The 26,001-nt window shown below is 69.5% G+C and carries 17 protein-coding genes; 9 read left to right on the plus strand and 8 right to left on the minus strand.

What is annotated here, in order from left to right; all coding sequences use genetic code 11:
• The first annotated feature begins 37 nt into the window (after nt 1-37).
• Both AB0269_RS01375 and AB0269_RS01380 read left to right on the plus strand, forming a co-directional pair.
• Nucleotides 38-1,921, plus strand: coding sequence for a dynamin family protein (locus AB0269_RS01375; RefSeq protein WP_366209388.1), 1,884 nt, complete (start codon nt 38-40; stop codon nt 1,919-1,921).
• Nucleotides 1,918-3,555 (plus strand): dynamin family protein, encoded by a 1,638-nt coding sequence (locus AB0269_RS01380; protein WP_366209389.1) that lies wholly within the window; start codon nt 1,918-1,920, stop codon nt 3,553-3,555. Before AB0269_RS01375 ends, AB0269_RS01380 begins: the two co-directional genes overlap by 4 nt.
• A gap of 421 nt (nt 3,556-3,976) precedes the next feature.
• Here the strand turns inward: AB0269_RS01380 and AB0269_RS01385 are convergent, their stop codons facing one another.
• From AB0269_RS01385 to AB0269_RS01395, 3 genes are all read right to left on the minus strand, one after another.
• The gene (locus AB0269_RS01385; RefSeq protein ID WP_366209390.1) at nt 3,977-4,717 is read right to left on the minus strand and encodes an IniB N-terminal domain-containing protein; all 741 of its coding nucleotides are present in this window, start codon (nt 4,715-4,717) and stop codon (nt 3,977-3,979) included.
• Nucleotides 4,718-4,848: 131 nt separating this feature from the next.
• The gene (locus tag AB0269_RS01390; RefSeq protein WP_366209391.1) at nt 4,849-7,314 is read right to left on the minus strand and encodes a LuxR C-terminal-related transcriptional regulator; all 2,466 of its coding nucleotides are present in this window, start codon (nt 7,312-7,314) and stop codon (nt 4,849-4,851) included.
• An 11-nt stretch (nt 7,315-7,325) separates the two neighbouring features.
• Nucleotides 7,326-9,296 carry an Hsp70 family protein gene (locus AB0269_RS01395; RefSeq protein WP_366209392.1) on the minus strand — a complete coding sequence of 657 codons (1,971 nt, stop codon included), beginning with the start codon at nt 9,294-9,296 and terminating at the stop codon, nt 7,326-7,328.
• 107 nt (nt 9,297-9,403) lie between these two features.
• Here AB0269_RS01395 and rarD point away from each other — a divergent pair, with 107 nt between their 5' ends.
• Complete coding sequence (gene rarD, locus AB0269_RS01400; RefSeq protein WP_366209393.1) at nt 9,404-10,333, plus strand: EamA family transporter RarD; 930 nt, start codon at nt 9,404-9,406, stop codon at nt 10,331-10,333.
• Nucleotides 10,334-10,383: 50 nt separating this feature from the next.
• Nucleotides 10,384-11,640, plus strand: a complete 1,257-nt coding sequence (locus AB0269_RS01405; RefSeq protein ID WP_366209394.1) for an ABC transporter substrate-binding protein — start codon at nt 10,384-10,386, stop codon at nt 11,638-11,640.
• 101 nt (nt 11,641-11,741) lie between these two features.
• On the opposite strand, the gene AB0269_RS01410 is transcribed toward AB0269_RS01405, so the two are convergent.
• The 5 genes from AB0269_RS01410 to AB0269_RS01430 are packed head-to-tail and all read right to left on the minus strand — an operon-like array spanning nt 11,742 to nt 16,786.
• Nucleotides 11,742-12,728, minus strand: a complete 987-nt coding sequence (locus AB0269_RS01410) for an NAD-dependent epimerase/dehydratase family protein (protein ID WP_366209395.1) — start codon at nt 12,726-12,728, stop codon at nt 11,742-11,744.
• 30 nt (nt 12,729-12,758) lie between these two features.
• A complete protein-coding gene (locus AB0269_RS01415) occupies nt 12,759-13,469 on the minus strand; it encodes an ABC transporter ATP-binding protein (protein ID WP_366210473.1) in 711 nt (236 codons plus the stop codon).
• Between the two features lie 26 nt (nt 13,470-13,495).
• On the minus strand, nt 13,496-14,449 hold the full coding sequence (locus AB0269_RS01420) for an ABC transporter ATP-binding protein (protein ID WP_366210474.1): 954 nt from the start codon (nt 14,447-14,449) through the stop codon (nt 13,496-13,498).
• A gap of 43 nt (nt 14,450-14,492) precedes the next feature.
• Nucleotides 14,493-15,470, minus strand: coding sequence for a branched-chain amino acid ABC transporter permease (locus AB0269_RS01425; protein WP_366209396.1), 978 nt, complete (start codon nt 15,468-15,470; stop codon nt 14,493-14,495).
• A gap of 2 nt (nt 15,471-15,472) precedes the next feature.
• Nucleotides 15,473-16,786, minus strand: a complete 1,314-nt coding sequence (locus AB0269_RS01430) for a branched-chain amino acid ABC transporter permease (RefSeq protein ID WP_366209397.1) — start codon at nt 16,784-16,786, stop codon at nt 15,473-15,475.
• 172 nt (nt 16,787-16,958) lie between these two features.
• Here AB0269_RS01430 and guaB point away from each other — a divergent pair, with 172 nt between their 5' ends.
• The 5 genes from guaB (at nt 16,959) to AB0269_RS01455 (ending at nt 25,935) form a co-directional block, all read left to right on the plus strand.
• Nucleotides 16,959-18,461: an IMP dehydrogenase gene (gene guaB / locus AB0269_RS01435; RefSeq protein ID WP_366209398.1), complete on the plus strand. Its 1,503-nt coding sequence runs from the start codon at nt 16,959-16,961 to the stop codon at nt 18,459-18,461.
• 229 nt (nt 18,462-18,690) lie between these two features.
• Complete coding sequence (locus tag AB0269_RS01440) at nt 18,691-19,005, plus strand: DUF2277 domain-containing protein (RefSeq protein WP_366209399.1); 315 nt, start codon at nt 18,691-18,693, stop codon at nt 19,003-19,005.
• Nucleotides 19,006-19,120: 115 nt separating this feature from the next.
• On the plus strand, nt 19,121-20,236 hold the full coding sequence (locus AB0269_RS01445; protein ID WP_366210475.1) for a GuaB3 family IMP dehydrogenase-related protein: 1,116 nt from the start codon (nt 19,121-19,123) through the stop codon (nt 20,234-20,236).
• A 73-nt stretch (nt 20,237-20,309) separates the two neighbouring features.
• The gene (locus AB0269_RS01450; RefSeq protein ID WP_366210476.1) at nt 20,310-21,065 is read left to right on the plus strand and encodes an SURF1 family protein; all 756 of its coding nucleotides are present in this window, start codon (nt 20,310-20,312) and stop codon (nt 21,063-21,065) included.
• A 247-nt stretch (nt 21,066-21,312) separates the two neighbouring features.
• Nucleotides 21,313-25,935 carry an ExeM/NucH family extracellular endonuclease gene (locus tag AB0269_RS01455; RefSeq protein WP_366209400.1) on the plus strand — a complete coding sequence of 1,541 codons (4,623 nt, stop codon included), beginning with the start codon at nt 21,313-21,315 and terminating at the stop codon, nt 25,933-25,935.
• Nucleotides 25,936-26,001: the final 66 nt, after the last annotated feature.

Consider the following 26,001-nt stretch of genomic DNA (forward strand, 5'->3'; position numbering starts at 1 on the left):
GCACCACCCCTGACAACTGAAGGTATTGGGGGGACACGTGCAGCGACGCGCTGGGGAATCGGTCGCGGACACCGTTCGCGAGGTGGGAGGCCTCGCGGCATCAGCCGGGCGAGCGGATCTCGCCGAGCGTCTGGAGCAGACGCATCGGCGGCTGCTCGATCCCGGCATCCGGGTGATCGTCGTCGGCGAGTTCAAGCAGGGCAAGAGCAAGCTCATCAACGCGCTCGTGAATGCGCCGGCCTGTCCCGTCGACGACGACATCGCCACGAGCGTCCCGACCGTGGTCGGCTACGCGCCGGAGCCATCGGCGTGGATCGTCGAGCGGGCGAAACCGAGTGGCGCCGATCCGCTCCACCAGCCGCTGCGGCGCAGGCAGATCCCCCTCGACGATCTCGCGGAGTACGTCTCGGAGCGGGGGAACCCGGCCAATGAGCGCGGCATCGTCTCGGCAGAGGTGCTCCTGCCGCGCGAGATCCTCAAGGGCGGGCTCCAGCTCGTCGACTCCCCGGGCGTCGGCGGGCTCGAATCCACCAACGCACTGACCACGCTCGCGGCGCTCTCGTCGGCGCACGCGGTGCTCATGGTCTCGGATGCCTCGCAGGAGTACACCGAGCCCGAGGTGCAGTTCCTGCGGCACGCGATGCGCATCTCGCCGAACGTCGCCGCGGTCCTCGCGAAGACCGACCTGTACCCGGAGTGGCGAGAGGTCGAGGAGATCGATCGGCGGCACCTGCTCGAGACCGGCGACGTGCCGATCTTCGCGGTGTCGAGCGATCTGCGCCTGCTCGCGGCCGAGCTGCAGGATCGGAGCCTCAACGACGACTCCGGCTTCCCCGCGCTGGTCGCGCACCTGCGCCGCGAGGTGCTCGGCCGCGCGGAGGTGATCCACGAGCGCGGCGCCGTGCACGACCTGCTCTCGGTGATCGACCAGCTCACGATGTCCATGCGCACCGAGCTGCACGCGCTGCAGAATCCCGAGGACACCCCGCGCATGATCGCCGAGCTCGAGGCGGCCAAGGCGAGCGCCGACGAGTTCCGCGGTCGGTCGGCGCGCTGGCAGGTGACGCTCACGGACGGCATCGCCGACCTCGTCGCCGACATGGAGCACGACGTCCGCGATCGGCTGCGGCGGGTGATGCGCGAGGCCGAGAAGTCGATCGACGAGGGCGACCCCGGCCCGATCTGGGATCAGATCACCGAGTGGCTCGACCAGCGCGTGGCGGCGGCCGTCGCCGAGACCTTCGTGTGGACGGACGAGAGATCGACGTGGCTGGCGGAAGAGGTCGCCGATCTGTTCAGCAAGGGCGAGACGGAGCTCCCCGCGATCGACGTGCACGACACGCGAGGCGTGCTCGACCCTGTCGACGAGATCTCCGGCCTCGACGCCGGACAGCTCAGCGCCGGCGAGAAGATATACATCGGTGTGCGCGGCTCCTACGGAGGCGTGCTCATGGTGGGACTCGTGACCGGTCTGATCGGACTCAGCCTGATCAACCCCCTCTCACTGCTCGCCGGCGTCCTCGTCGGGCGGCGCGCGTACCGCGAGGACATGCACGCCCGGTTGGCTCGCCGTCAGCAGGAGGCGAAGCTCATCGTGCGCCGCCACATCGACGAGGTGACCTTCCAAGTGGGCAAGCAGCTCAAGGACCGACTGCGCCTGGTCCAGCGGACCGCCCGCGACCATTTCGGATCCATGGCCGAGGAGCTGCACCGGTCCCTTTCCGAGGCGCTCACCACGGCCAAGCAGGCGGCGACCACGTTCACCGCCCAGCGCGATGCCCGAGTGTCGACGCTGAACAAGCGTGTGGCGCAGCTCGAGGAGCTGCGGTCGCACATCCCCGTGCTCGAGCCGGGAGTCATGGCCGCGTTGCCCGCCGCTGACGCCCTGCCCGCCGCGGACGCCGAACGAGTGACGTCATGACGGCATCCATCGCCCGGCTGGCGGAAGACCTCCTGCAGACCGCCCTCGAGGTCTACGCCGATGACGAGCAGGCGACGTCGATCATCGACCAGCTCGCCGAGCGCCTGGGCGAACCGTTGCGGCTGGCGCTGGCGGGCATGGTCAAGGCCGGGAAGTCGACGCTGCTCAACGCCATGCTCGGCGAGCGGATCGCCCCCACCGACACGGGGGAGTGCACGCGCGTCGTCACCTGGTACCGCTACTCGCCGACCCCGACCATCACGATGCATCCCCGCACCGGGCCGCCGCGCCGGATGCCGATCCGCCGCGAGCACGGCCTGCTCGTGATCGACCTCGGGGGCCTCCCCGCCGAGGAGGTCGAGTGGATGGACGTCGGATGGCCGCTGCCCGCCCTGAAGGACGTCATCCTCATCGACACCCCCGGCATCGCCTCGCTGTCGGCCGACGCGTCCACGCGCGCCGTCCGCTTCCTCACCCCCGAGGATGCGCCGTCCGCCGCGGATGCCGTCGTCTACCTGCTGCGTCACCTGCACGGCTCGGACGTGAAGTTCCTCGAGGCGTTCCACGACAACGCGGCGGGGGCCGCCCAGACCGTGTGCGCCGTGAGCGTGCTCTCCCGGGCCGACGAGGTCGGCTCCGGCCGGATCGACTCGCTGCTGTCTGCGCGCAAGGTCGCCCATCGCTATCAGCGCGATCCCGAGCTCGCCTCGCTGACCCTCGGCGTCATCCCCGTGACCGGGCTCGTCGCCGAGGGGGCGCGGACGCTGCGCGAGAGCGAGTACATCGCGTTCCGCGAGCTCGCGGGTCTGGACCGCGACGTGCGCGAGAAGCTGCTCGTGTCGGCCGACCGGTTCCTGCGCGAGACGGACGCGACCGGCCTCAGCGTCACGGTCCGCCACGACCTGCTCGCACGTTTCGGGATCTTCGGGGTGCGGATGGCGACGGCGATCATCCGCGGCGGCGCGTCGAGCTCCTCCGAGCTCTCCGAGGAGCTCGTCCAGCAGAGCGGCCTGCTCGAGATCCAGGACTTCATCTCCCGGCAGTTCCAGCCGAGGGCCGAGACGCTGAAGGCCCGCGGTATCGCGATGCAGCTCGACAGGCTGGTGCGCGAGCGTCCGCGGGAGGGGACGGATGCCGTCCTCGCCGGCATCGACCGCTTCGCCCTGGCCGCGCACACGCTGCGCGAGCTCTCGCTCCTGGCGGATGCCCGGTCGACCGGTCTGCCGTTCGCCGAGGACGACGCGACCGAGGCCGAGCGGATCATCGGGTCCGGCGGCACGGATGCGCGCACGCGACTGGGCCTGTCTCCGCAGGCGACGGACGCCGAGGTCGCAGCGACCGCTTGCGAGAGGATCGCGCACTGGCGTCGCGTGGACGCCTCCCCGCTCGCCGACCGGTCGGTCGCCGCCGCCTGCCGGATCATCATCCGGAGCCTGGAGCGGATCGTCGCGGAGTCAGATGTCGGGATGCTGCGGCGCGATCCCGCCGCGACGGACATCGACCCGGCGGGCCGTCCACTTCATGGCGCGGGGCAGGATGCTGCACAGCAGCGCGAGCACGACGAGCCCCGCCTCCGCCGCGATCATCGCCCGGAACTGCGCGCCGTGGGAGCCCAGAGCCACCCACTCCGGTGACAGCACCACGAGCAGCGCCAGCAGCGCCAGGGTCGCCAGCTGCCACCATCGCACGTTCGGGCGCCGACTGTTGAACGACACCAGCAGCGTGATCTGCGCGAGGAGGACCGCGACGAGGGTGCCGAACACGATCCAGAACAGGATGTCGGCCGCCGCGGTGTAGGTCTCATCGCTGCGTCCGTCCGCGACACCGCGCGCGACATCCTCGATGAGTGGCAGGAGCTCCTCCCTGACGACGAACAGGAACACGACGGCGAACGCTCCGACCGCGAAACTGACGATCCAGAAGAACTGGCTCAGGCGCACCTCGAAGGGAGGCGTGGCCTTGACCAGCACCGGGGCGCTGTCGCCGCCCGTCGTCGACGGCCGGACGGGCGCACCCCGAGCCGGTTCCGATTCCTGACCCGTCACCGCGCTGATCTCAGTCCTCCTCGATCGGCTCGTCGGCCAGCGGTTCGTCGGCGACGGCGGCGCTCGCCGCATCGGCGTCGTATCCGTCGTCGGCCGCGGCCGCCATGTCGGTGTCGAGGACGTCCGCAGGTTCGGGCACGGCGGCGGGCGCGGAATCCACCGGAGCCGCGACGGGCGCAGGCTCGGCAACCGGTTCTGCGACCGGGTCGGTGACCGCATCCGATGCCGCCTCGTCGCTGCCGACGGTCGCCCCGTTGAAGCTGCCGTCGTTGGTCTCGTTGCCGATCGACACGTCGCCGACCGTGATGTCGGTGTCGCCGTTGGCGATCTGACCGTCCTCGCCGGCCGCGACGGACCCGTCGCCCGAGGCGACGATCGCCTCCTGGTCGAACACCTGGGTGACATCCCCGCCCTCGGTCCAGATGTTCTGGTTCACCGACTGGTCGATCGTCGTCGATCGGGCATCGATCGTCGTGAACTGCTGCACGATCCGCATGATCTCGTTCGTGACCTCGGTCGGCGTGCTCGGCGGCGGAGGCGGGTCGGTCTGCGTGCGGGTGACCACATCGGGTCGGTCGACGATGACCGGACGGACGGCGGCGACGTCGGCCATGCAGGCGCCGCGCAGGTTGTTCGCCTCGAGCGCCGTATCGGGATCCGCCGCGAACCCGGCAGCCGCCTCCGGGTCGCGGAGCAGGCTCAGTATGAAGGCGATCAGCGCGTCTGCGATCGTCTCGATCGGTGACGTCATGAAGAGGTCCCCCCTTTGGATGTCGATCGGAGCTCATCCCGCTCCGGCGGACGCCCGCTGCCGCGTGAGCCCGCAGTTCCCCAGATCCTGATGAGGATCGTATTCGTGCCGGTCTGCTCGGGCATCGGGGATCACCCCGATACCCGTGCTGCGCGGGAGGGGGATTCGTCCTCGGCGGACGCCCGGACCGGATGCAGAGCCGCCACGGTGTGGTCGTCCCCGATCAGCTGGCGCAGTTTCGCGAGCACCTCCGAGCGCGATGTCGCGCCCAGACGGTTGCGGATGTGCGCGATGTGATGCTCGGCGGTGCGGGGCGAGATGAAGATCGCCTCGCCGATCTCGGCGTACGTCTTGCCCTGCAGCACGAGCCGGGCGACCTCGATCTCCCGGACGCTGAGCAGCTCCTCGGGCGCCGTGCGCCCCGGATCCGCATCCGCGGCGTCTCCGGCGTCCGCCGCCCTGCGCGCCGCATCCGTCGGGTGCAGCTCGCGGGCGCAGGCGAGCAGGCGGGCCGCGACCTTGCGATCGTCGGTGCGCGCCGCCCCGTGCCCGGCGAGCCGCGCGCCGTCCCACTTCAGACCGATCGATGCCAGGCCCTCGGCGGCCGCCTCCACCGCTGCCGGGTCGACCGTGCCGCCGAGGACGGCGGTCCACACGCGGCCCGCGCGCGCCATGACGGCGGCGACGCGGCTGTTCGCGGATGCCGCGACGAGCGCCTTGGCGTGCGGCGTCAGATGCGCGGGGTTTCCCAGCAGGATGCCCTGCTGGATGCCGGCCCACCGCAGGTGGGCGATCCACAGCGGCGGATCCCCCAGGGCCGCCGTGATCTCCAGAGCCCGCTCGAGGTGCGGGGCGATCCGTGCGGCCTCGCCCGCCCTCGTCGCCGCGCTGATGAGATCGGCGAGCGGATGCAGCAGGTACAGGTCGACCTCGGTGCGCAGGATGACGCCGCGCGTTCGACGCCATGCCTCCTCCGCACCCGCCGCATCCTCGTACCGTCGGGCGATCGCGACCTGCACGGCACCGGCGAGCAGTTCGTCGCGAGCAGGCAGCGTCGGCGCGATCTCACGGGCACGCGCGAGATCGTCGCGGGCTTCGACGGGGCGTGCGCGCTGCACGGAGACCCATGCCCGCCACAGCAGCAGGCGGGTGCGCGCCCACGATCCGCCGTGGCCTCCGCTCAGCGCATCGTCGATGACGGCGGCCGCCGTCGGCACCTCGCCGACGCTCAGCGCAGCGATCGCTGCGATGACCGCGGGCAGCTCAGGGACAGCGCCGGCGCCGTGCGAGCTCGTGTACATCTCGGCGGCCCGGACGAAGTCGGTGAGCACGGTCTCGGAGCACTCCCCGTCGATGGTCCGCCGCAGGCCCCTGCGCAGCAGCGCCATCGAGACGCCGATCGTCGAGGGGGCCGCATCGCCCGGCGCATCCGACGCATCTCCTGTGTCCTCGGGCTCCTTCTCGCCGGAACCCAGCGCCGCGATCAGCGCCAGCGAGCGGGAGCGGATGCCGACCGGCGCTGAGGCGCGGTAGACGGCGTGCGCCTGCGACATCATTCCGCGGGCGGCCCACACGCCGGCCGATACGTCCGCGAGGGCATCGCCGTCGGCCGCCCGCGCCGCATCCGATGCGCTCTCGGCCAGATCGATCGCCCCGTCGGTGTCTCCCTGCATCCAGGCGCCACGCGCGCGGCGGACGATGAGCGTGGTGGCGTCGGCGGAGTCCTGATCCTCGAGTCCGCCAGCGATCCGTGCCAGCCGGTGCAGGGGCATCGACGCGCGCACGGCCGACCTCACGAGGGGAACGGCGCCGCCGTTGCGCAGCAGCAGGCCAGCCGCATGGCCGCAGGCCACGGCCTCGTCGTCATACGTCTCCGCAGCCGCGTCCGAGCCGAGCGCTGCGCACAGGGATTCGATCGCAGGGTGGAGCGCCCGGTCGACGGTGTCCAGGCGGTGCAGCACGGTGCCCTGGAGCGCCCTGTGCAGTTCGGCGTGACCGGCATCGTCGGCGCAGTCGAGCTCATCGTGCCGGGAGACGGCCTCGGCGACCAGCCAGGTGACCCCGCCGGTGGCCTCGAGGATGTGCTGGGCACACGACCTGCTCATGGACGGGCCGTGCGCCTCGAGATAGGGGAGCAGATCGGACGGACCGACGTGGCCCAGGACGATCGGCGGCAGCGTCCGCTCCACCGCGCGCGCGATGTCGTCCAGGCTCTCCACGGTCGGCCACGGCCGGGCTGCCACGATGAGCGAGGCATCCGGGTCCTCCGCCCGCCGGCTCAGCGCGGCGAGCTGCTCGTCGCCGAGCAGGTGCGCGTCGTCGACGATGAGCACGGTGTCCGCCGGGAGGCCGTCGATGATCGCCGCATCGGGCTCGCCGGTCGCGAACGCGGTGCCGGGCGCGGCGCTGCCCACAACCGTGCGCAGGCGCCGGAGGGATGCGGACTTGCCTGACCCTGCGTTGCCCACGAGCATCGCGCGGGGCGGAGCGCCGGGCATCCGGGTGATGGCCTCGATGGTCGGAAGCAGTTGCCGGGCCCACAGCAGCGCGGGTGCGGTGTGCGCCGGGGTGTCCGGCCTCATGGAAAGAACGGTCATGATGATCTGCGTCAGCTCTCTGTCGTCGGTTCTGCCGAGGAGGAGGGCGGTGGTGTGTCATCTGTCGGGGGAGGCGGATCGGATGGGGGCGGGGACTGCTGCGGAGGCTCGGGGTCTCCGGGGGGATCACTCGCCGCCGGCTGCGGGGGGTCGGTCGGCGGCGAGCTGGTCTCGGTGGGCGTCGGATCGATGGTCGGATCGGTCGTCGGCGCGGTGGTCGGTGCCGAGGAGGGCGTCGGGTTCGTCGTCGGCCCGGTGGTGGGCGCCGGATGCACAGGCCCCGGACTCTGCGAGGGCTTCGGGGTCGAGGACGGCCTGGCGCTCGGACGCGGCGTCGGGTCGGCCTGTTCGACCTTCGGTCCGCCCCGCGCGCGATCTCCCGGTGCCCGATCGCGCTGCGCCCGATCGCTCCGGGCATCGGATGCCGGCGATCTCGAGGTCGACAGCGGCGTGCGCACGAGGTTGCGCGGCGCGGGCGCAGGATCCGTGCCGAGCTCTTCGTCCTCGGGAAGCGCCGGGCTCGGGAGCGCCGGAGTCGCGACCACCGCCTGCTGCAGCCGACCGTCGCCGGAGAACATCTCCACGAACGGGTCGGTCGCAGCCGCGAGGACCGCGGAGCCGCCGGTATCCTCCGCGCTCGCCGACGGATCGTCGGGGACGCCCTGCAGGATGGCGGCACCCGCGGTTCCGGTCGTGATGCCGGCGGCTGCGATCACGGCGGCGACCGTGATGATCGCCGGAGACGCTGAACGGATCGACGCCCCGGCGAAGACAGGGCGCAACCGCCGGCGCCGGCGGACCGGCTCAGGCGCATCCGGCACGACCGGCATGGCCGCACCCGTCGTGCTCTCGATGCTGCTCGCCTGCGCATGCCCGGGCGTGCTGAGCACGCCGAGACGTCGGGCGGCGCGGGCGGCGCCCAGGGCCGAGGCGGCATCCTGGGCCGAGACGATCGGACGGTCGAATCGCTCGGACAGGCGCTGGGCGACCAGCGGGATGCGGGCGGATCCGCCGAGCAGGAGCACGTGCTCGAGGTGCTCCGCACGCACGGATGCGGTGTCGAGGGCCTCCTCCAGCGCGTCCATCGTGCGCTCGAGGTGCGGATCGATCATCGCCTCGAACTCGGAGCGGGTGATCCGCACGCTGCCGCTGCATCCGGGCAGGGTGACCGGGATCGTTGCATCCGCATCGAACGACAGGGTCTCCTTGGCGTCGATGCAGGCTCGCCGCAGACGGGCGAACGCGACCCGCTCCGCCGCGGTCGGCGCGGACGGCACGGATGCTCCGGAGGTCTCGACGGCGTGCGCGAGGACGAGATCGTCGAAAAGCGCGCCGGCGGCCCCGGGCGCGGCGACGGGGGAGCCGAGTACCGAGAATCCGCCGTCGGGGTCCTTGCGGAGGATCGTCGCCTCGAAGAGATCGCCGCCGAGATCGTAGACGGCCACGGCGTCGCCCTCGGCCAGCGGCTCGAGGCCGGCCGCACGGTGCATCGCGTCGTGCTGGATCACCGCGGCCGCCGCGGTGCTGATGACCTGCGCGTCTGCGATGCCCGCTGTCGCGAGCGCGGCCAGCAGGGAGTCCGTGCGATGAGCGGTCCACGACGAGGGGTGGGCGATGACGATCGCCGGCCGGGCGCCCGGGGGCGGCGACGCGTGCTCGGCAGCCCATACGGCCAGACGCGCTGTCATCTCGGCCGCCGTCATCGAACGGGGCCCGAGCACGATCGGCGTCTCGTCGCCGATGTCGGCGACGAAGCCGCGGACGAGGTTCTCCGGACGCTCGAAGCCTCGTTGCTCGGCGGCGTCGCCGAACAGGATCCCGCCGTCGTCATCCACGAAGGCGAGCGCGGCGATGCCCCCGCCCCTGTGCCCGAGCACGAAAGGGTGGGTGCCGATCTCTTCACGCTGCGCGAGACCCGCCGTCGCCGCTGTTATGCGACTCATCCCCAAGTCCAGCGCGAGTGCGTCTTCGAACTCGCCCATGTTCTGCCGCGTACCATTCCCCCAGGTTCTGGTTCCGGACACGCTCACTATAGGTCGTTTGTCCGCTCGGCGGTAGGGGCGTCTGCGGCGGACACTACTGTGGGTCTGTGAACCCCGAAGCATCCACTCGCGCCGCCGGCGCCGCCTACGCGACGGGCGCCTATCTGCTGTGGGGTCTGCTTCCGCTGTACTTCCTGCTGCTCGTGCCGACCGGTCCGTGGGAGATCGTCGCGGCGCGCGTGCTGTTCTCCTTCGTCTTCTGCATCCTGCTGCTGACGGTCATGCGGGGCTGGCGGCGCATCATGGCGATCATCCGGCAGCCGCGCCTGCTCGGTTGGACGGCGCTGGCGGGGCTGCTCATCTACGTCAACTGGCAGGTGTTCCTCATCGGCACGCTCAGCGACCGCGTCGTCGAGACGGCGCTGGGCTACTTCATCAACCCCATCACCACAGTGCTGCTCGGCGTGTTCGTGCTGCACGAGCGGATCCGCCGGCTGCAGTGGGTCGCGATCGGCATCGCCGCGCTCGCGGTGGTCGTCATCATCGTCGCGTACCGCTCGTTCCCGTGGATCGCGCTGTCGCTGACGGCATCCTTCGGCGTCTACGGTCTGATCAAGAAGAAGATCGGGCCGACGGTGGATGCCGTGAGCGGCCTGACCCTCGAGTCGCTCTGGCTCATCCCGATCGCCGTCGTGCAGCTCGTCATCGTCGCGCAGACGGACGGCATCGTCTTCGGCTCCGTGAGCGGCTGGCACACCGCGCTCATGCTGTTCGCCGGCATCGCCACAGCCGTGCCGCTGCTGCTGTTCGCCGCGGGCGCCCGGCGCGTCAACCTCACCGTCATCGGCATGATCCAGTTCATCACCCCGATCATGCAGTTCCTCACCGGCGTGCTCATCCTGCACGAGCCGATGCCGCTCGAGCGCTGGGTCGGATTCATCATCGTCTGGGTGGCCGTCGCGGTCTTCCTCGTCGACCTCCTGCTCGCGACCAGATCGTTAGCGCACCGAGACCCACCGGAACCGCCCGCGCCATAAGGTGGGATCACCCGAGAGCAGCTCGCTGCTCATCGTCGCAAAGGAGCACTATGAACCGCACGCAATCGCGTACGAAGTGGCTGGCAGGATTCGCGCTTGTCAGCGCCTCGGCGCTTGTGATCACGGGCTGCAGCAGCAGCACGCCCGAACCCGAATCCTCCGAAGGATCGACCTCGGAGCGTCCGTCCGACATCGACCTCACTCTCGAGCTGGGATCCCTGCTCCCCTCGACCGGATCGCTCGCCTTCCTCGGCGCACCGATGGAGTCCGGCGTGCAGCTCGCGGTCAAGCAGATCAACGACGCCGACGCCGGCATCCAGGTCAACCTGACGCCCGCTGACGAGGGCGACCTCGACAACAAGGCGTACGAGACCTCGATCACGAACCTGCAGAGCGCGGGCATCACGGCCATGGTCGGTGCGGCCTCGTCCAGCGTCACCAAGCTGATTCTCGACGGCAACGCCGGCTCGGGCATCCTCACGGTCTCGCCGTCGAACACGTCGCCGGACTTCACGGGCATCAACCCGCTGTATTTCCGCACGGCGCCGAGCGACAACCTCCAGGGCGAGGTGCTGGGCAACCAGATCGCCGAGGATAGTCACAAGACCCTCGGCATCATCTACCAGAACGACCCGTACGGCACGGGCCTGTTCGAGGCGATCAAGTCGACCTTCGAGGGCACCGGCGGCGAGGTCGTCGCCGACGCCTCGTACAACCAGGGCGACGGCCAGTTCAACGCTCAGGTGCAGACGATCGCCGCAGCCAACCCCGACGCCGTCGCGATCGTGTCGTACGACCAGTTCGCGACCATCGCGCCGCTGCTGGGCAACGCGGGCGTCGACACCGGTGCGCTGTACCTCGTCGACGGAAACCTCAAGGACTGGCCCGACCTCGGTGTGAGCCTCGAGGGCTCGAAGGGCACGCGCGCAGGCGCGGAGCTGCCCGACGACTTCATCGACCAGCTCAACGAGGTCTGGACCGCGCAGGGCAACGAGCCCATCGACGCCGTGACCTACTCCGCCGAGGCGTACGACGCGACGATCCTCATCGCACTGGCTGCCCTCAAGGGCATCTCGGTCGAGGGCGAGGACATCGCTGCCAACATGCAGGAGGTCTCGGGCGGTTCGGGCGAGGGCGAGAAGTGCACCACGTTCGCCGAGTGCGCCGACATCATCAACGGCGGGGGCATCGCCGACTACGACGGCCTCTCCGGCGAAGTCACGTTCAATGACGACAACGACCCGCAGGGCGCCGCGATCGGCGTCTACGAGTTCGATGCCGACAACATGACGAGCCGCATCAAGTAACACCAGCACGCCAGAAGGCGCTCCGGATCACGCATCCGGGGCGCCTTCTGCATGCGCGGTCGCCGACCGGCCGCTGCCGCTGCCGGCCGGAGCCGATGCTCCTACCGGGCGGAGCGGGCGTACGCGACGAGGCGGTCGAACTGCGCGTCGAGATCGGCGTCGACGATCTGCGCCTCCGGGTGCGTGTCGTAGTACGCCAGGATCCGCCTGGCGCCCTCGTCGAACGCGACGGTGGTCGCGAACTCCGGCACGAGCGCCTGCACCTTCGACGTGTCGAACACGCTGGAGTGCGCCTTGTCGCCGACCAGTGTCGGGCCGAGATCCGGAACGATGGCGCCGATGGCCTCGGATGCCACGTGCACCAGTTCCGGAGCCTCGATGCCCGCGGCGTCGGCGAGCCAGCCGTAGATCTGGTTCCAGGTCGGCGCGTGCAAGCCGGTGATCGTGAAGTCCTCGCCGATCGCGTCCGGGTGGGCGATGAGGCCGGTGAACGCGGTCGCGAAGTCATCGGCGTGCGTGATCGTCCACAGGCTCGTGCCGTCGCCGTGGACGACGACCGGCCGGCCCGCGCGCATGCGCGCGATGTCGTTCCAGCGGCCGAGCGTCGGGATCATCTTCTCGTCGTAGGTGTGCGAGGGGCGGACGATCGTGAAGGGGATGCCGCGGTCCGCGGACGCGGAGCGGAGCAGCTCCTCGCAGGCGATCTTGTCCCTCGAGTACTGCCAGAACGGGTTGTCCAGCGGGGTCTTCTCCGTGACCGGGAGGTGCGCCGCCGGTTTCTGATACGCGGATGCCGAGCTGATGAGCACGTACTGCCCCGTCTCGCCGAAGACCTCGAGATTCGCGGCGACGTCAGCGGGGGAGAAGGAGAGGAAGTCGGCGACGGCATCGAACCGGCGCCCGCCGAGCGCCGCCGTCATGGCGGCGGAATCGCGGACGTCCGCCGTCACGACCGTTACCTCGTCGGGGATCCCGCGCCGGCCGCTGCCGCGGTTGATCACCGTCACCTCGTGTCCGCGCTCGACGGAGCGGCGCACGCACGCCGCGCTGATCGTCCCGGTGCCGCCGAGATACAGGATGCTCGTCATGGAACGAGCCTATGGGAGGCGCGCGCTGCGTTACGCCGCGTCCGTGCCGAGCGTTCCCAGGTACAGTCCGATCACCTTCGGGTCGTTCAGGAGTTCCCTGCCCGTCCCCTCGTAGGCGTCCCGGCCCTGATCGAGCACGTAGCCGCGGTCGCAGATCTGCAGGCAGCGGCGGGCGTTCTGCTCGACCATGATCGTCGTGACACCGGCCTTGTTGATGTCGGAGACGCGGATGAACGCGTCGTCCTGACGCACCGGCGAGAGCCCCGCGGACGGCTCGTCGAGCAGCAGCACCGACGGATCCATCATGAGGGCCCGCGACATCGCGACCATCTGCCGTTCGCCGCCCGACAGCGAACCTGCGCGCTGCTTGAGGCGCTTGCCGAGTTCGGCGAAGATGCCGCTGACGAAATCGAGGCGCTCGGCGTAGATCTTCGGGTTCTGGTAGAGCCCCATCTGGAGGTTCTCCTCGATCGTGAGCGAGGGGAAGACGTTGTTCGTCTGCGGCACGAACGCGACGCCGCGCTTGACCAGCTTGTCGGCCTTCAGACCCACGATGCTCTTGCCGCCCACGGTGATGTCGCCCTCCCGGACCTGCACCATGCCGAAGATCGACTTCAGCAGCGTCGACTTGCCGGCGCCGTTCGGGCCGATGATGCCGATGAGCTCTCCCTTGCGCGCGACGAGGTTGGCGCCGTTGAGGATGTTCACGCCCGGAAGATAGCCCGCGTGGACGCCGGTCATCTCGACGATCACGTCATTATTGTCGGTCACGACTTCTCCTCGTCGGTGCTGTCGGCTTCGAGCTCGGCCTCGGCCTCCGCCTCGATCTGCTCGCGCAGTTCGGTGGCGTCGGCATCCGTGATGACGGGCAGACGGCCGGTGACCGCTCCCAGGTCGACGTCCTGGTGCGCGCCCAGGTAGGCGTCCACGACGGCTGGGTCCTCCATCACCGTGTCCGGCGGACCCTCGGCGACCACGCGCCCCTCGGCCATCACGACCACCCAGTCGGCGATGTGGCGCACCATGTGCATGTCGTGCTCGACGAACAGCACGGTCATGCCGAGTTCCTTGAGATCGAGGATGTGGTCGAGCAGCGACTGGGTGAGCGCCGGGTTCACGCCGGCCATCGGCTCGTCGAGCATCACCAGGGTCGGGTCGCTCATCAGTGCGCGCGCCATCTCGAGGAGTTTGCGCTGCCCGCCCGAGAGGGAGGCTGCGAAGTCCTTCTCCTTGGCATCGAGCTTGAACCGTGTGAGCAGCTCGCGTGCGCGCTGCTCGATCTCGGCATCCTGCGCGCGCCAGAGGAACGGGAACAGGCTCGCCCAGAAGCCCTCGCCGCGCTGGCCGGTGGCGCCGAGCTTCATGTTCTCGAGCACCGTGAGCAGCGACAGCGACTTGGTGAGCTGGAACGTGCGCACCTGGCCCATGCGGGCGACCTTGAACGACGGGATGCCGGAGAGGTTCTTGCCGTCGAACGCCCACGTGCCGGTGTTCGGCTTGTCGAAGCCGCACAGCAGGTTGAACAGGGTGGTCTTGCCCGCCCCGTTCGGGCCGATGAGAGCGGTGATGGCGCCTCGGGGGATCTCGAGGTGGTCGACGTCGACGGCGGTGAGGCCGCCGAAGCGGCGGGTCACGGCGTCCACCACGAGGATCGGGTCGACCTTGGCGACGCCCGGCGCCGCCGGCCCCTTCGCGAGGCCGGTCGTCTTGGGCCTGCGGATGCTGCCCGTCTGCGACCCTTCGACAGGCTCAGGGACCGAGATGTTATTTGACAAAGGTCATCTCCCTCTTGTTGCCGAGGATGCCCTGCGGACGGAAGATCACGATCAGCATGAGCACGATGCCGATCACGATGTAGCGGACGACGTCGGCCTGGTTGGTCGTCATGGGAAGCCAGCCGACGCGCGCCATCTCGGGCAGGAGCCCGCCGAGGAACGCGAACACGACCCAGAACAGCACGGCTCCCAGCGTCGGACCGAACACGGTCGCGGCACCTCCCAGGAGCAGGATCGTCCAGAGGAAGAAGGTCAGCGAGGTCGAGTAGCTGCCGGGGATCACGGCCGACGGCAGCACGAACACGACGCCGCCCAGCGCTCCGATGATACCGCCGACGACGAGCGCCTGCATCTTGTACGCGAAGACGTTCTTGCCGAGCGAGCGCACCGCATCCTCGTCCTCGCGGATGCCCTTGATGACGCGCCCCCACGGGCTGCGCATGAGAGCCCACACGACCAGGACCGACAGGGCGAGCACGATCAGGCCGAACAGCCGCACCCACAGATCGTTGGCGTTGTACGTCCACGGGCCGAAGCCGTACGTCCCCTCGGGGAACGGATTCATGTCGCGGAAGCTCTGGTGGTAGCCGGAGAGGCCGCCGGCGGAGTTCGTCCACTCGCGGAACAGCTCGGTCAGGAACAGCAGACGCACGACCTCGGCCGCCGCGATCGTCGCGATGGCGAGGTAGTCGGCGCGCAGCCGCAGGGTCGGTATGCCGAGCAGCAGGGCGAACAGGGCGCCGGCGAGCACGCCGACTGCGACACCGCCCCACCAGGGGAACCCGAAGCTGAGGATCGAGATCGCGTAGCCGTAGCCGCCGACGGCCATGAATGCCGCCATGCCGAAGTTGAGCAGACCCGCGTACCCGAAGTGGACGGCGAGGCCGGTCGCGGCCAGCGCATACGCGATCGTGGTGGGGCTGAACAGGTACGAGGCGGTGTTGCCGAAGATGTTGCCGAAGTCCATGATCAGCCCAGCCTTTCCTTGCGCCCGAGCAGGCCCTGGGGCCTGACGAGGAGGATCACGATCAGTGCCACCAGCGCGGTGGCGTACTTCAGGTCGGACGGGACTCCGAGCAGCGTCGAAACCTCGACGGCGAGGCCGACGATGATCGAGCCGATGAGGGCGCCGATCGCGGATCCCAGACCGCCGAGCGTGATGGCGCAGAAGATCAGCAGCAGCATCTGCATGCCCATGTCCCATTTCACGCCGGGCCGGAAGTACGCCCACAGGATGCCGGAGACCGCGGCGAGGACTCCGGAGAGGATCCACACGATGCGCACGACCTTGTCGACGTCGATGCCGGATGCCGCGGCCAGCTGCGGGTTGTCCGAGATGGCCCTGGTCGCCTTGCCGATGCGGGTGCGGGTGAGGAAGTACGCCACGCCGAGGATAACGACGATGCTCGTGCCCATGCCGATCATGTCGATGTACGACAGCGAGATCGGGCCGAGCTTGATCGGCGTGGGGCTCGCACCCTGCAGCTGGTACGTGGCGCCGCCGATCATGTACTGCAGGAAGTACCGCAGGGCCAGCGACAGGCCGATGCTGACGATCATGAGCTGCACGATGCCCAGGCCCCGGTGCCGCAGCGGACGCCAGAGCCCGGCATCCATCGCGAGCCCGAGCAGACCACCCGCGATGATCGCGGCGATGATGCCGAGCCACATCGGCAGGTGCCAGAACGACGTGCACAGCAGGGCGATCACGGCGCCCCACGTGACCATCTCGCCGTGCGCGAAGTTCGACAGGCGCGTGGTGCCGTAGATGAGCGCGGCTCCCATGGCCGCGAGTCCCAGCAGCAGGCCGAAGTTCAGGCCGCCCACGATGCGGGAGAGCAGCTGGTCGAGGAACGACGTCGTCTCGCGCACGCCCTCGCCGAGGAACAAGTTGACGATCTTCGTGTTCGTGAGGGCGAACTCCACCTCCTGCGACGCGGAGTCGCCCTCGACGATCACGCCCTCCGGGAGCGTTTCCTCGTCGACGGTGAGGGTGTAGGTCGCCTTCTCCGGAACGTACAGACGCCACTTGCCCTCGGCATCCGTCTCGGTCTGGGCGTCGAAGCCGTTGCCCTCGATCGTGACGGTGACGTCCGGAACCGGCTCGTCGTCGAACGTGATGACGCCGGCGAAGTAGAAGTCGGTGACCTCCTGCCCGTCGTCCGTCTCGGCGTGGGCTGAAGCCGGGGGTTGGAAAACCAGGAACGAGAGCGCCATCAGAACGCCGAGCACTGCGACCACCCATGGTCGGGCTCGACGGATGGCAACGGACGTGGGTCTCACGCATCCTCCACATTGAGTTCGCCGGCGGCTTCGGGTCGGCCGTGGCGTGGGATCGAGCGTAGTGGGCGGACCAGCCATTCACTAGTCACGCGCCCGAACCGAGGAATTTTCGTTACGTCGCCGCCGTTTAGACTGGAACAACGCGCCGCTCTCGCCTGCAGGAGGATCTTCCATGGACCAGCACGATCCCTTCGGTTTCGTCGGACTCACCTACGACGACGTCCTTCTTCTCCCCGGGCATACCGATGTGATCCCCAGTGAGGCCGACACCTCCTCGCGCATCACGCGCCGCATCTCGGTCGCCACTCCGCTGCTGTCCAGCGCCATGGACACGGTCACCGAATCGCGCATGGCCATCGCCATGGCGCGCGAGGGCGGCATCGGCATCCTGCACCGCAATCTCTCCATCGCCGACCAGGCCGCGCACGTCGACCGCGTCAAGCGCAGCGAGTCGGGCATGATCACCGACCCGATCACCACGACCCCCGACACGACCGTCGAAGAGGTCGACGCGCTGTGCGCGAAGTACCGCATCTCGGGGCTCCCCGTCGTCGACGACGCCGGGCACCTCGTGGGCATCATCACCAACCGCGACATGCGGTTCGTGTCGGGCTTCGAGCGGCCCACCACGTTCGTCAAGGACGTCATGACGTCGACCGACCTCGTCACGGCGCCGGTCGGCGTCGCGGCGGGCGAGGTCATCGCACTGTTCGCCAAGCACCGCGTCGAGAAGCTGCCCCTCATCGACGAGGACGGCAAGCTCGCCGGACTCATCACGATCAAGGACTTCGACAAGAGCGAGAAGTACCCGCTCGCCACGAAGGACGAGCACGGGCGTCTGCGCGTCGGCGCCGCGATCGGCTTCTTCGGCGACGCCTGGGAGCGCGCGGAGGCACTGCGCGACGCCGGTGTCGACGTTCTCGTCGTCGACACCGCCAACGGCCAGTCGCAGGGCGTGATCGACCTCGTGAAGCGTCTGAAGGCGGACGAGTCGTTCGCGCACATCGACGTGATCGGCGGAAACGTCGCGACCCGCGAGGGCGCGCAGGCGCTCGTGGACGCGGGCGTGGATGCCGTCAAGGTCGGGGTGGGTCCCGGGTCCATCTGCACCACGCGCGTCGTCGCCGGCGTCGGCGTGCCCCAGGTGACCGCGGTCTACGAGGCATCGCTGGCGGCCCGGCCGGCCGGCGTTCCGGTCATCGCCGACGGCGGCCTGCAGTACTCGGGCGACATCGCCAAGGCGCTCGTCGCCGGTGCGGATGCCGTCATGCTCGGCTCCCTGCTCGCCGGCACCGACGAGTCTCCGGGTGAGATCGTCTTCCAGTCGGGCAAGCAGTTCAAGCAGTACCGCGGCATGGGTTCGCTCGGTGCGATGCAGACCCGGGGCAAGCAGACCTCGTACTCGAAGGACCGCTACTTCCAGGCCGACGTCCCCAGCGACGACAAGCTCATCCCCGAGGGCATCGAGGGTCAGGTCCCGTACCGCGGCCCGGTGTCGGCCGTGGCGTATCAGCTCGTCGGCGGCCTGCGTCAGTCGATGTTCTACGTCGGCGCCCGCACGATCGAGGAGCTCAAGACCCGCGGCAAGTTCGTGCGCATCACGGCGGCCGGACTCAAGGAGTCGCACCCGCACGACGTGCAGATCGTCGTCGAGGCGCCCAACTACAAGAAGTAGGCCCGGTGGTTCCGCCATCTGCGCCCCTGCGGAGGGGTCGCAGATGGCTGCCTCGCGCGCGGTTCGGCGACTAAACGCGACCCCTCACTCCGCCGAGGACGAGTCGCGCCGGGCCCGGGGCCGCATATGGCTGCCACGTATGCGGTTCGGCGACTAAACGCGACCCCTCGCCGCGCGAGGCGCGCGGCCCGGGTTCCGGATGCCGCGTGCCCGGCGTAGCGTGGCGGGCATGTGCCGCAACATCGTTCCGCTGAACAATCTCGAGCCGGCCGCGACCGACCAGGAGTGCCAGGACGCAGCCTTGCAGTTCGTGCGCAAGATCTCCGGCTCCAACGCGCCGTCGCGCGCCAATCAGGCCGTGTTCGACCGCGCTATCGCTGAGATCGCGGCATCCACCCGCCGTCTGCTCGATGACCTCGTGACCTCGGCGCCGCCGAAGAACCGCGCGCAGGAGGCAGCGAAGCGCCAGGCTCGCTCGGCCGACCGCTACGAGGCGATCCGAGTGTTCCAGGAGCAGAAGCGCGCCGCCCGCGCTACGGGCTGACGAGAAACCACGTTCTGCGCGAGAAAACGCCTCACGCGTAGTTTCTGGTGCAGGAAGTGGTTTCTCGCGGGCGCGGGAGGTGCAGCGGGCGGCCGGGTAGGCTGGACGCGTGAGCATGGACATCGAACTCGGCCGAGGCAAGCGCGCGCGCCGCGCATACACGTTCGACGACATCGCCGTGGTGCCGTCCCGGCGCACGCGCAACCCCGAGGACGTCTCGACCGCGTGGACGATCGACGCGTTCTCCTTCGACACCCCGGTCATCGGCGCGCCGATGGACTCGGTCGTGAGCCCGCAGACGGCGATCATGCTCGGCAAGCTCGGCGGGCTCGGCGTCCTCGACCTCGAGGGCCTGTGGACCCGCTACGACGACCCGGAGCCCCTGCTCGCCGAGATCGCCGCGCTCCCCGCAGACAAGGCGACCGTGGGGATGCAGCAGCTGTACTCCGAGCCGATCAAGCCCGAACTCATCACCCAGCGTCTCGCCGAGATCCGCGAGGGCGGAGTGACGGTCGCCGGCTCCCTGACCCCGCAGCGGACGCAGGAGCTCTACGACACCGTCGCAGCCGCCGGCGTCGACCTGTTCGTGATCCGCGGCACGACCGTGTCGGCCGAGCACGTCTCCAGCGTCGACGAGCCCTTGAACCTCAAGAAGTTCATCTACGACCTCGACGTCCCCGTGATCGTCGGCGGGGCCGCGACCTACACCGCGGCCCTCCACCTCATGCGCACGGGCGCCGCAGGCGTCCTCGTCGGATTCGGCGGGGGAGCGGCGTCCACCACCCGCGCGACCCTCGGCATCCACGCCCCCATGGCCACCGCCGTGTCGGACGTCGCCGCTGCCCGCCGCGACTACCTCGACGAGTCCGGCGGACGCTACGTGCACGTGATCGCCGACGGCGGCGTCGGCACCTCCGGCGACATCGTCAAGGCTCTCGCCATGGGCGCGGATGCCGTCATGCTCGGCGTCGCGCTCGCGCGCGCCACGGATGCGCCCGGCCGCGGCTTCCACTGGGGGCCGGAAGCGCAACACCCCCAGCTGCCCCGCGGCCGCCGGGTCGAGACGCCCGGCATCGCCACACTCGAAGAGGTCCTCTACGGGCCCGCGCCGGTCGCTGACGGCACCGCGAACCTCATCGGTGCGCTGCGCAAGTCGATGGCCACCACCGGGTACTCCGACCTGAAGGAGTTCCAGCGCGTCGAGGTCGTGCTCGCCCCCTACGAGTCGTGATCGGCGCTCGTCGCCCGTGACCTCATCGCCCGCTCCCGCTGCGCAGGAGTTCCCGCCGACCCTTCGGGAGGTGATGCTGCGCGGCCGCTGGATCGCCGTGCTGTGCGCCTGCCTCGTGGTGGCCGGGGTGTTCGCCTTCCTCGGTCAGTGGCAGCTCGAGCGCGCGATCGACACCGACCCGCCGCCCGCCGGGATCACGGAGGAGGTGCGGCCGCTCGCCGAGGTCCTCGAACCGGGGGAGTACCTGCCGGAGCCGCTCGTCGGTCAGCGCGTCGAGACGTCCGGCACATGGGTGCCCGGCGACTTCCTCGTCGTCTCGTCGCGCTTCAACGACGGCGCGGAGGGATTCTGGGTGACCGGACAATTGCGCGTCGCCGACCGCACCTCGATCGCCGTCGCCCTGGGATGGGCACCGGATCGGGAGAGCGCGGATGCCGCGGTGGCCGCCCTCGAGCGGGATGCCGCAGGAGCGGATGCCGACATCACCGGCCGCATCATCTCGGACGAGGGGTCGTCGCTCCCGACCAGGGACGATCCGTTCGGGATGAGCCGGATGTCGCCGGCGATGCTGCTCGGTCAGTGGCACGACACGGAGCAGCTCTCGGTGTATCGCCCGTACCTGGCCTCGGTGGATGCTCCGGACGGCCTCGTCGACATCGTCTCTCCCGCGCCGCACGAGCTCTCCAGCGTCAATTGGCTGAACATCTTCTACGCGATCGAGTGGGCGGTCTTCGCCGGCTTCGCGTTCTACATCTGGTATCGGCTCGCCAAGGACCGCTGGCAGCTCGAGGTCGAGGAGTTCGAGGAGCGCTCGACCGCGGCATCCTGACCCGGATCCACCCTCGCGTCCACCTTTCGTCCAGGTCCATCCGCATCGGCATGCGCCGAAAGTCGTAGGCCGTATCGGCGCGGACGAACTTCCGGTTAGCGATCTGTGAACTCTCTCGGGAAAGTCCCAGCCCGCTCATAAGCTCACGAACGAGCCGCGTCGCATCCACCCTGTGCAGCGCCAGCGCTCTCTCGTGCGCCCCATGACGGCGCTCGGGGTCTCATCCGTCGACGAGGAGAACAAACCCATGATGTCCACACCCGATGGTGCAGCGCAGCGCGCTGGGTCGTCCATCGCACGCAGACGGGGGCGCATCGTCGCCGTCGCGCTGACCACAGCCTGCACGATGGGCTTCGGATCGCTCGTCGCCGCCCCGGCCTTCGCGGCCGCCGACGGCACGGGCGTCGTCATCAACGAGGCGTATCTCTCCGGCGGCAGCGCCGGCGCCGCCTTCAAGAACAAGTTCGTCGAGCTGTACAACCCGACCGGCTCCGACATCACCCTCGACGGCATGTCGGTCCAGTACCGCTCGGCGACGGGCACCGGCAACTCGAACGGCGTCGTCGCCCTCTCCGGCACCATTCCCGCGGGCGGCCACTACCTGGTCCAGGGCGGATCCAACGGCGCGAACGGTGCAGATCTGCCCGAGGCGGATGCCGCGGGCAACCTGAACCCGAGCGGCACCACGGGCACGCTCGCGCTCGTCGAGGGCACCTCCGCGATCACGCTCGGCACCGGCTCGGTCGTCGGCGCCGAAGGCGTCGTCGATCTGCTCGGTTACGGCACGTCCAACACGTTCGAGGGCACCCTCGCGACCGCGCCGGCGAACAACCAGGACGTGAAGTCGCTGAACCGTACCGATGGCGTCGACACCGACGACAACTCCGCCGACTTCTCGCTCTCGGCCACGATCACGCCCGAGGGCACCGGCGACACCGAGCCCGAGGAGCCCGAAGAGCCCGAGGAGCCCACCACGGCGACCATCGCCGAGGTACAGGGCACCGGTGACGTCTCACCGCTCAGCGGCCAGACGGTCACGGTCTCCGGCGTCGTCACGGCGGACTACCGCACCGGCGGCTACAACGGCATCGTCATCCAGACCCAGGGCTCCGGCGGAGAGAACGACGCGACCCCCGGCGCCTCCGACGGCCTGTTCGTCTTCCTGAACGGCAAGACGGTCCCGGGCTCCATCGGCGACCTCGTCTCGGTCACGGGCTCCGTCTCGGAGTACTTCGGCCAGACCCAGATCACGCCCGCCGCGGCCGGCGACGTCACCGTCGTCACCGCCGGCGTCGGCGTTCCCGCGGTCACCCCGCTCCCCGGCGACGTCGTCGGAGCAGACCGCGAGGCGTACGAGAACATGCTCGTCGCCCCCACCGGCGACTACCTCGTGGCATCCAGCCACCAGCTCTACAACTTCGGCACCCTGTGGCTGAACCCGGGCGAGCTCAACGTCAAGAGCACCGAGACGACCCGCCCCGGTGCAGACGCGAACGCGATCGCGGCATCCAACCGCGCCCACCGCATCCTGCTCGACGACGGCTACAACGTCCAGATCTCGAACAGCGCGCACCCCGGCGACCAGCCCTACTTCACGAAGGACGTGACCGTGCGCAACGGCGACGTCGTCGACTTCGCGGATGCCGGTTACGTGCTGCAGTACGGCTTCGACGACTGGCGACTGCAGCCGGTGACGCCGATCAACAGCGACACGGCGGCCGCCGACAAGGCGGGCTTCACCACCGCGAACGCGCGCCCCGAGTCGGCTCCCGAGGTCGGCGGCGACGTGCAGGTCGCAGCGTTCAACGTCTTCAACTACTTCACGACGATGAGCGAGGACGACCCCGACGCGCGCGGCGCGAAGAACCAGGCGTTCTTCGACATCCAGCGCTCGAAGATCATCACGGCCATCAATGGTCTCGACGCTGACGTCGTCGCGCTGATGGAGATCGAGAACTCGGTCCACTTCGGCGACGGCACCCCCGACGTCGCACTCCAGAACCTCGTCAACGGCCTGAACGCCGACGCGGGCACGGACGTGTGGGACTACATCGAGACCCCGGACTCGCTGTTGAACACCACCACCGACGTCATCACGAACGCGATCATCTACAAGAAGGCCGAGGTCACCCCGGTGGGCGACGCGATGGCCAAGATCGACGAGTCGGTGTGGGGCAACGCCCGCGAGCCGATCGCGCAGACCTTCGACATGGACGGACGCACGGTCTCGGTCGTCGCCAACCACTTCAAGTCGAAGTCGGGCGACGGCGCGGAGCCCGCTGACGGCCAGGGCCACTTCAACGCAGACCGCACCGCACAGGCGCAGTCGCTGCTGGAGTTCACCGGCGAGATCGCTGACGCCTCGGGCAGCGAGGACGTCCTGCTGCTGGGCGACTTCAACGCCTACGCGAAGGAGGACCCGATCAACGTGTTCTCCGAGGCCGGCTGGGCCGACCTCGTTCCCACGAAGGCCGAGGGCCAGTACACCTACACCTTCGACGGCGAGCTCGGCTCGCTCGACCACGCCATCGCGTCTCCGTCGCTCGCGGCATCGGTGACGGGAACCGGCGTGTGGGAGATCAACTCGTCCGAGTGGAGCGACCGCGGCTACGCGTTCGGCGCCACCGAAGCGGGCACCCCGTACCGCTCCAGCGACCACGACCCGGTGATCGTCGGCATCTCCAGTGAGATCCCGCCGGTGGACATCGACATCGTCACGGTCAACGACTTCCACGGCCGGATCGAGGCCGACGGCGCAGCCGCCGGTGCCGCTGTGCTCGCAGGCGCCGTGAAGTCGGTGCGCGACGCGAACCCGAACACGGTGTTCGCGGCCGCGGGCGACCTCATCGGAGCATCCACGTTCACGTCGTTCATCAATGACGACAACCCGACGATCGACGCGCTCAATGCGGCCGGTCTCGAGGTGAGCGCTGCGGGCAACCACGAGTTCGACCAGGGCTGGGAGGATCTGCGCGACCGCGTGCAGGACCGCGCGGACTGGGAGTACATCTCCTCGAACGTGTTCCTCACCGAGACCGGTGAGACCGCTCTTGCGCCTGCGTGGGTCAAGGAGATGGACGGCGTGCGCGTCGGCTTCATCGGCGCCGTGACCGAGGAGCTCGACTCGCTCGTCTCGCCCGAAGGCATCGCCGACCTCGAGGTGCGCAGCATCGTCGACTCGGTCAACGGCGTCGCCGAGGACCTGACCGACGGTGACACCGCCAACGGAGAGGCCGACGTTCTGATCCTGCTCGTGCACGAGGGCGCGACGTCGACCGATGTCGCCAGCATCACGCCGGAGTCCGCGCTCGGTCAGATCGTCGACGGCGTCGACGGCAGCGTGAGCGCGATCGTCTCGGCGCACACCCACCTCGCGTACAACCACGTCATCGACGGCCGCCCGGTCGTCTCGGCGGGGCAGTACGGTGAGAACTTCGGTCTCATGAACCTGCAGGTCGACCCCGAGTCGAAGGAGCTGCTCTCGATCACCAACGAGATCAAGCCTCTGACCGAGAACGGTGCGCCGCTCTACGAGCCCGTCGCCGAGGTGCAGTCGATCGTCGACACGGCCAAGGCCGAGGCCGATGTGCTGGGCGCCGAGAAGGTCGGCGAGATCACCGGCGACTTCAACCGCGCGCGTCAGACCAACGGGTCCGAGAACCGCGGTGGCGAGTCCACGATCGGCAACTTCGTCGCCGACGTCCACCAGTGGGCGACCGGCGCCGACCTCGCCATCATGAACCCGGGCGGCATCCGCGCGAACCTCACGTACGCGTCGGCGAACGCGAACGACCCCGACGGCAACGTGACCTTCCGCGAGGCGGCGACGGTGCAGCCGTTCGCCAACACGCTGGTCACGCTGAACCTCACCGGTGCGCAGATCAAGGGCGTGCTCGAGGAGCAGTGGCAGCCGGAGGGCTCGAGCCGTCCGTTCCTCAAGCTCGGCGTCTCGGAGGGTCTGCTGTACACCTACGACCCGACGGCGGCAGCAGGGGAGCGGATCACCTCGATCACACTGAACGGCGAGCCGATCGACCCCGAGGCGTCCTACGTCGTCGCGGCCAACTCGTTCCTCGCGGCCGGTGGAGACAACTTCTTCACCTTCGCCGAGGGCACGAACAAGGCCGACACCGGCAAGATCGACCTGCAGTCCATGGTCGACTGGTTCGACGCCAACGGCACCGCGACGCCCGACCTCGCGCAGCGCGCGGTCGGTGTTACGCTCAGCCCCGCGGATGCCGACGGCTACAGCGCCGGCGACGAGGTCACGATCGACCTCTCCTCGCTCGCGTTCAGCGCCGGGGAAGCCGCACCGAGCGAGGTCACCGTGTCTCTCGGCGACCAGGTGCTCGCCACAGGCGCCGTCGACCCGGCGATCGTCGACACCACCGATGAGGTGGGCCGCGCGAGCCTCGCGTTCACCGTCCCCGAGGGGGCGAGCGGCGAGCAGCAGCTCACGGTCGTCGCAGGCGAGACGACCGTGCAGGTTCCGATCACGTTCGCGGATGCCGGCGAGGAGGAGTTCGCGGGAACCATCGAGGTCCAGGGCAACACCGTCAGCGCCGGGAAGAAGCTCGCCGTCACGGGCGAGGACTTCACGCCGGGCGAGACGGTGACCGTCACCCTCGAGTCGAAGAAGGGCAAGCTCGTCGAGCTCGGAACGGTCGTGGTCGATGAGGACGGATCGTTCTCGGCATCGCTCACGGTTCCGAAGAACACGGATGCCGGCCGCTACACGGTCATCGTCGCCCAGGCCGACGGGGACCAGGCGACCGACCAGGTCACCGTCAACAAGGGCGGCGGGAACGGCGGCGGCGTCGTCAAGGCGATCGTCGACTGGCTGATCGACCTGATCCGCGGCTGGTTCTGAATCATCGGGTAGTCACGCGAGGGCCGTCGGGAGCGATCCCGGCGGCCTTCGCCGTCCCGTCCGCGC

Origin of the sequence: Microbacterium sp. NPDC077644 (assembly GCF_040702785.1) — a bacterium.
Lineage (GTDB): Bacteria > Actinomycetota > Actinomycetes > Actinomycetales > Microbacteriaceae > Microbacterium.

Coding starts and splice junctions, on each gene's coding strand:
- AB0269_RS01380 (WP_366209389.1), top strand. CDS start 1,918: ATGACGGCATCCATCGCCCGGCTGGCGGAAGACCTCCTGCAGACCGCC.
- AB0269_RS01385 (WP_366209390.1), bottom strand. CDS start 4,717: ATGACGTCACCGATCGAGACGATCGCAGACGCGCTGATCGCCTTCATA.
- AB0269_RS01390 (WP_366209391.1), bottom strand. CDS start 7,314: ATGACCGTTCTTTCCATGAGGCCGGACACCCCGGCGCACACCGCACCC.
- AB0269_RS01395 (WP_366209392.1), bottom strand. CDS start 9,296: ATGGGCGAGTTCGAAGACGCACTCGCGCTGGACTTGGGGATGAGTCGC.
- AB0269_RS01405 (WP_366209394.1), top strand. CDS start 10,384: ATGAACCGCACGCAATCGCGTACGAAGTGGCTGGCAGGATTCGCGCTT.
- AB0269_RS01410 (WP_366209395.1), bottom strand. CDS start 12,728: ATGACGAGCATCCTGTATCTCGGCGGCACCGGGACGATCAGCGCGGCG.
- AB0269_RS01415 (WP_366210473.1), bottom strand. CDS start 13,469: ATGACCGGCGTCCACGCGGGCTATCTTCCGGGCGTGAACATCCTCAAC.
- AB0269_RS01425 (WP_366209396.1), bottom strand. CDS start 15,470: ATGGACTTCGGCAACATCTTCGGCAACACCGCCTCGTACCTGTTCAGC.
- guaB (WP_366209398.1), top strand. CDS start 16,959: ATGGACCAGCACGATCCCTTCGGTTTCGTCGGACTCACCTACGACGAC.
- AB0269_RS01440 (WP_366209399.1), top strand. CDS start 18,691: ATGTGCCGCAACATCGTTCCGCTGAACAATCTCGAGCCGGCCGCGACC.
- AB0269_RS01445 (WP_366210475.1), top strand. CDS start 19,121: ATGGACATCGAACTCGGCCGAGGCAAGCGCGCGCGCCGCGCATACACG.
- AB0269_RS01450 (WP_366210476.1), top strand. CDS start 20,310: ATGCTGCGCGGCCGCTGGATCGCCGTGCTGTGCGCCTGCCTCGTGGTG.
- AB0269_RS01455 (WP_366209400.1), top strand. CDS start 21,313: ATGATGTCCACACCCGATGGTGCAGCGCAGCGCGCTGGGTCGTCCATC.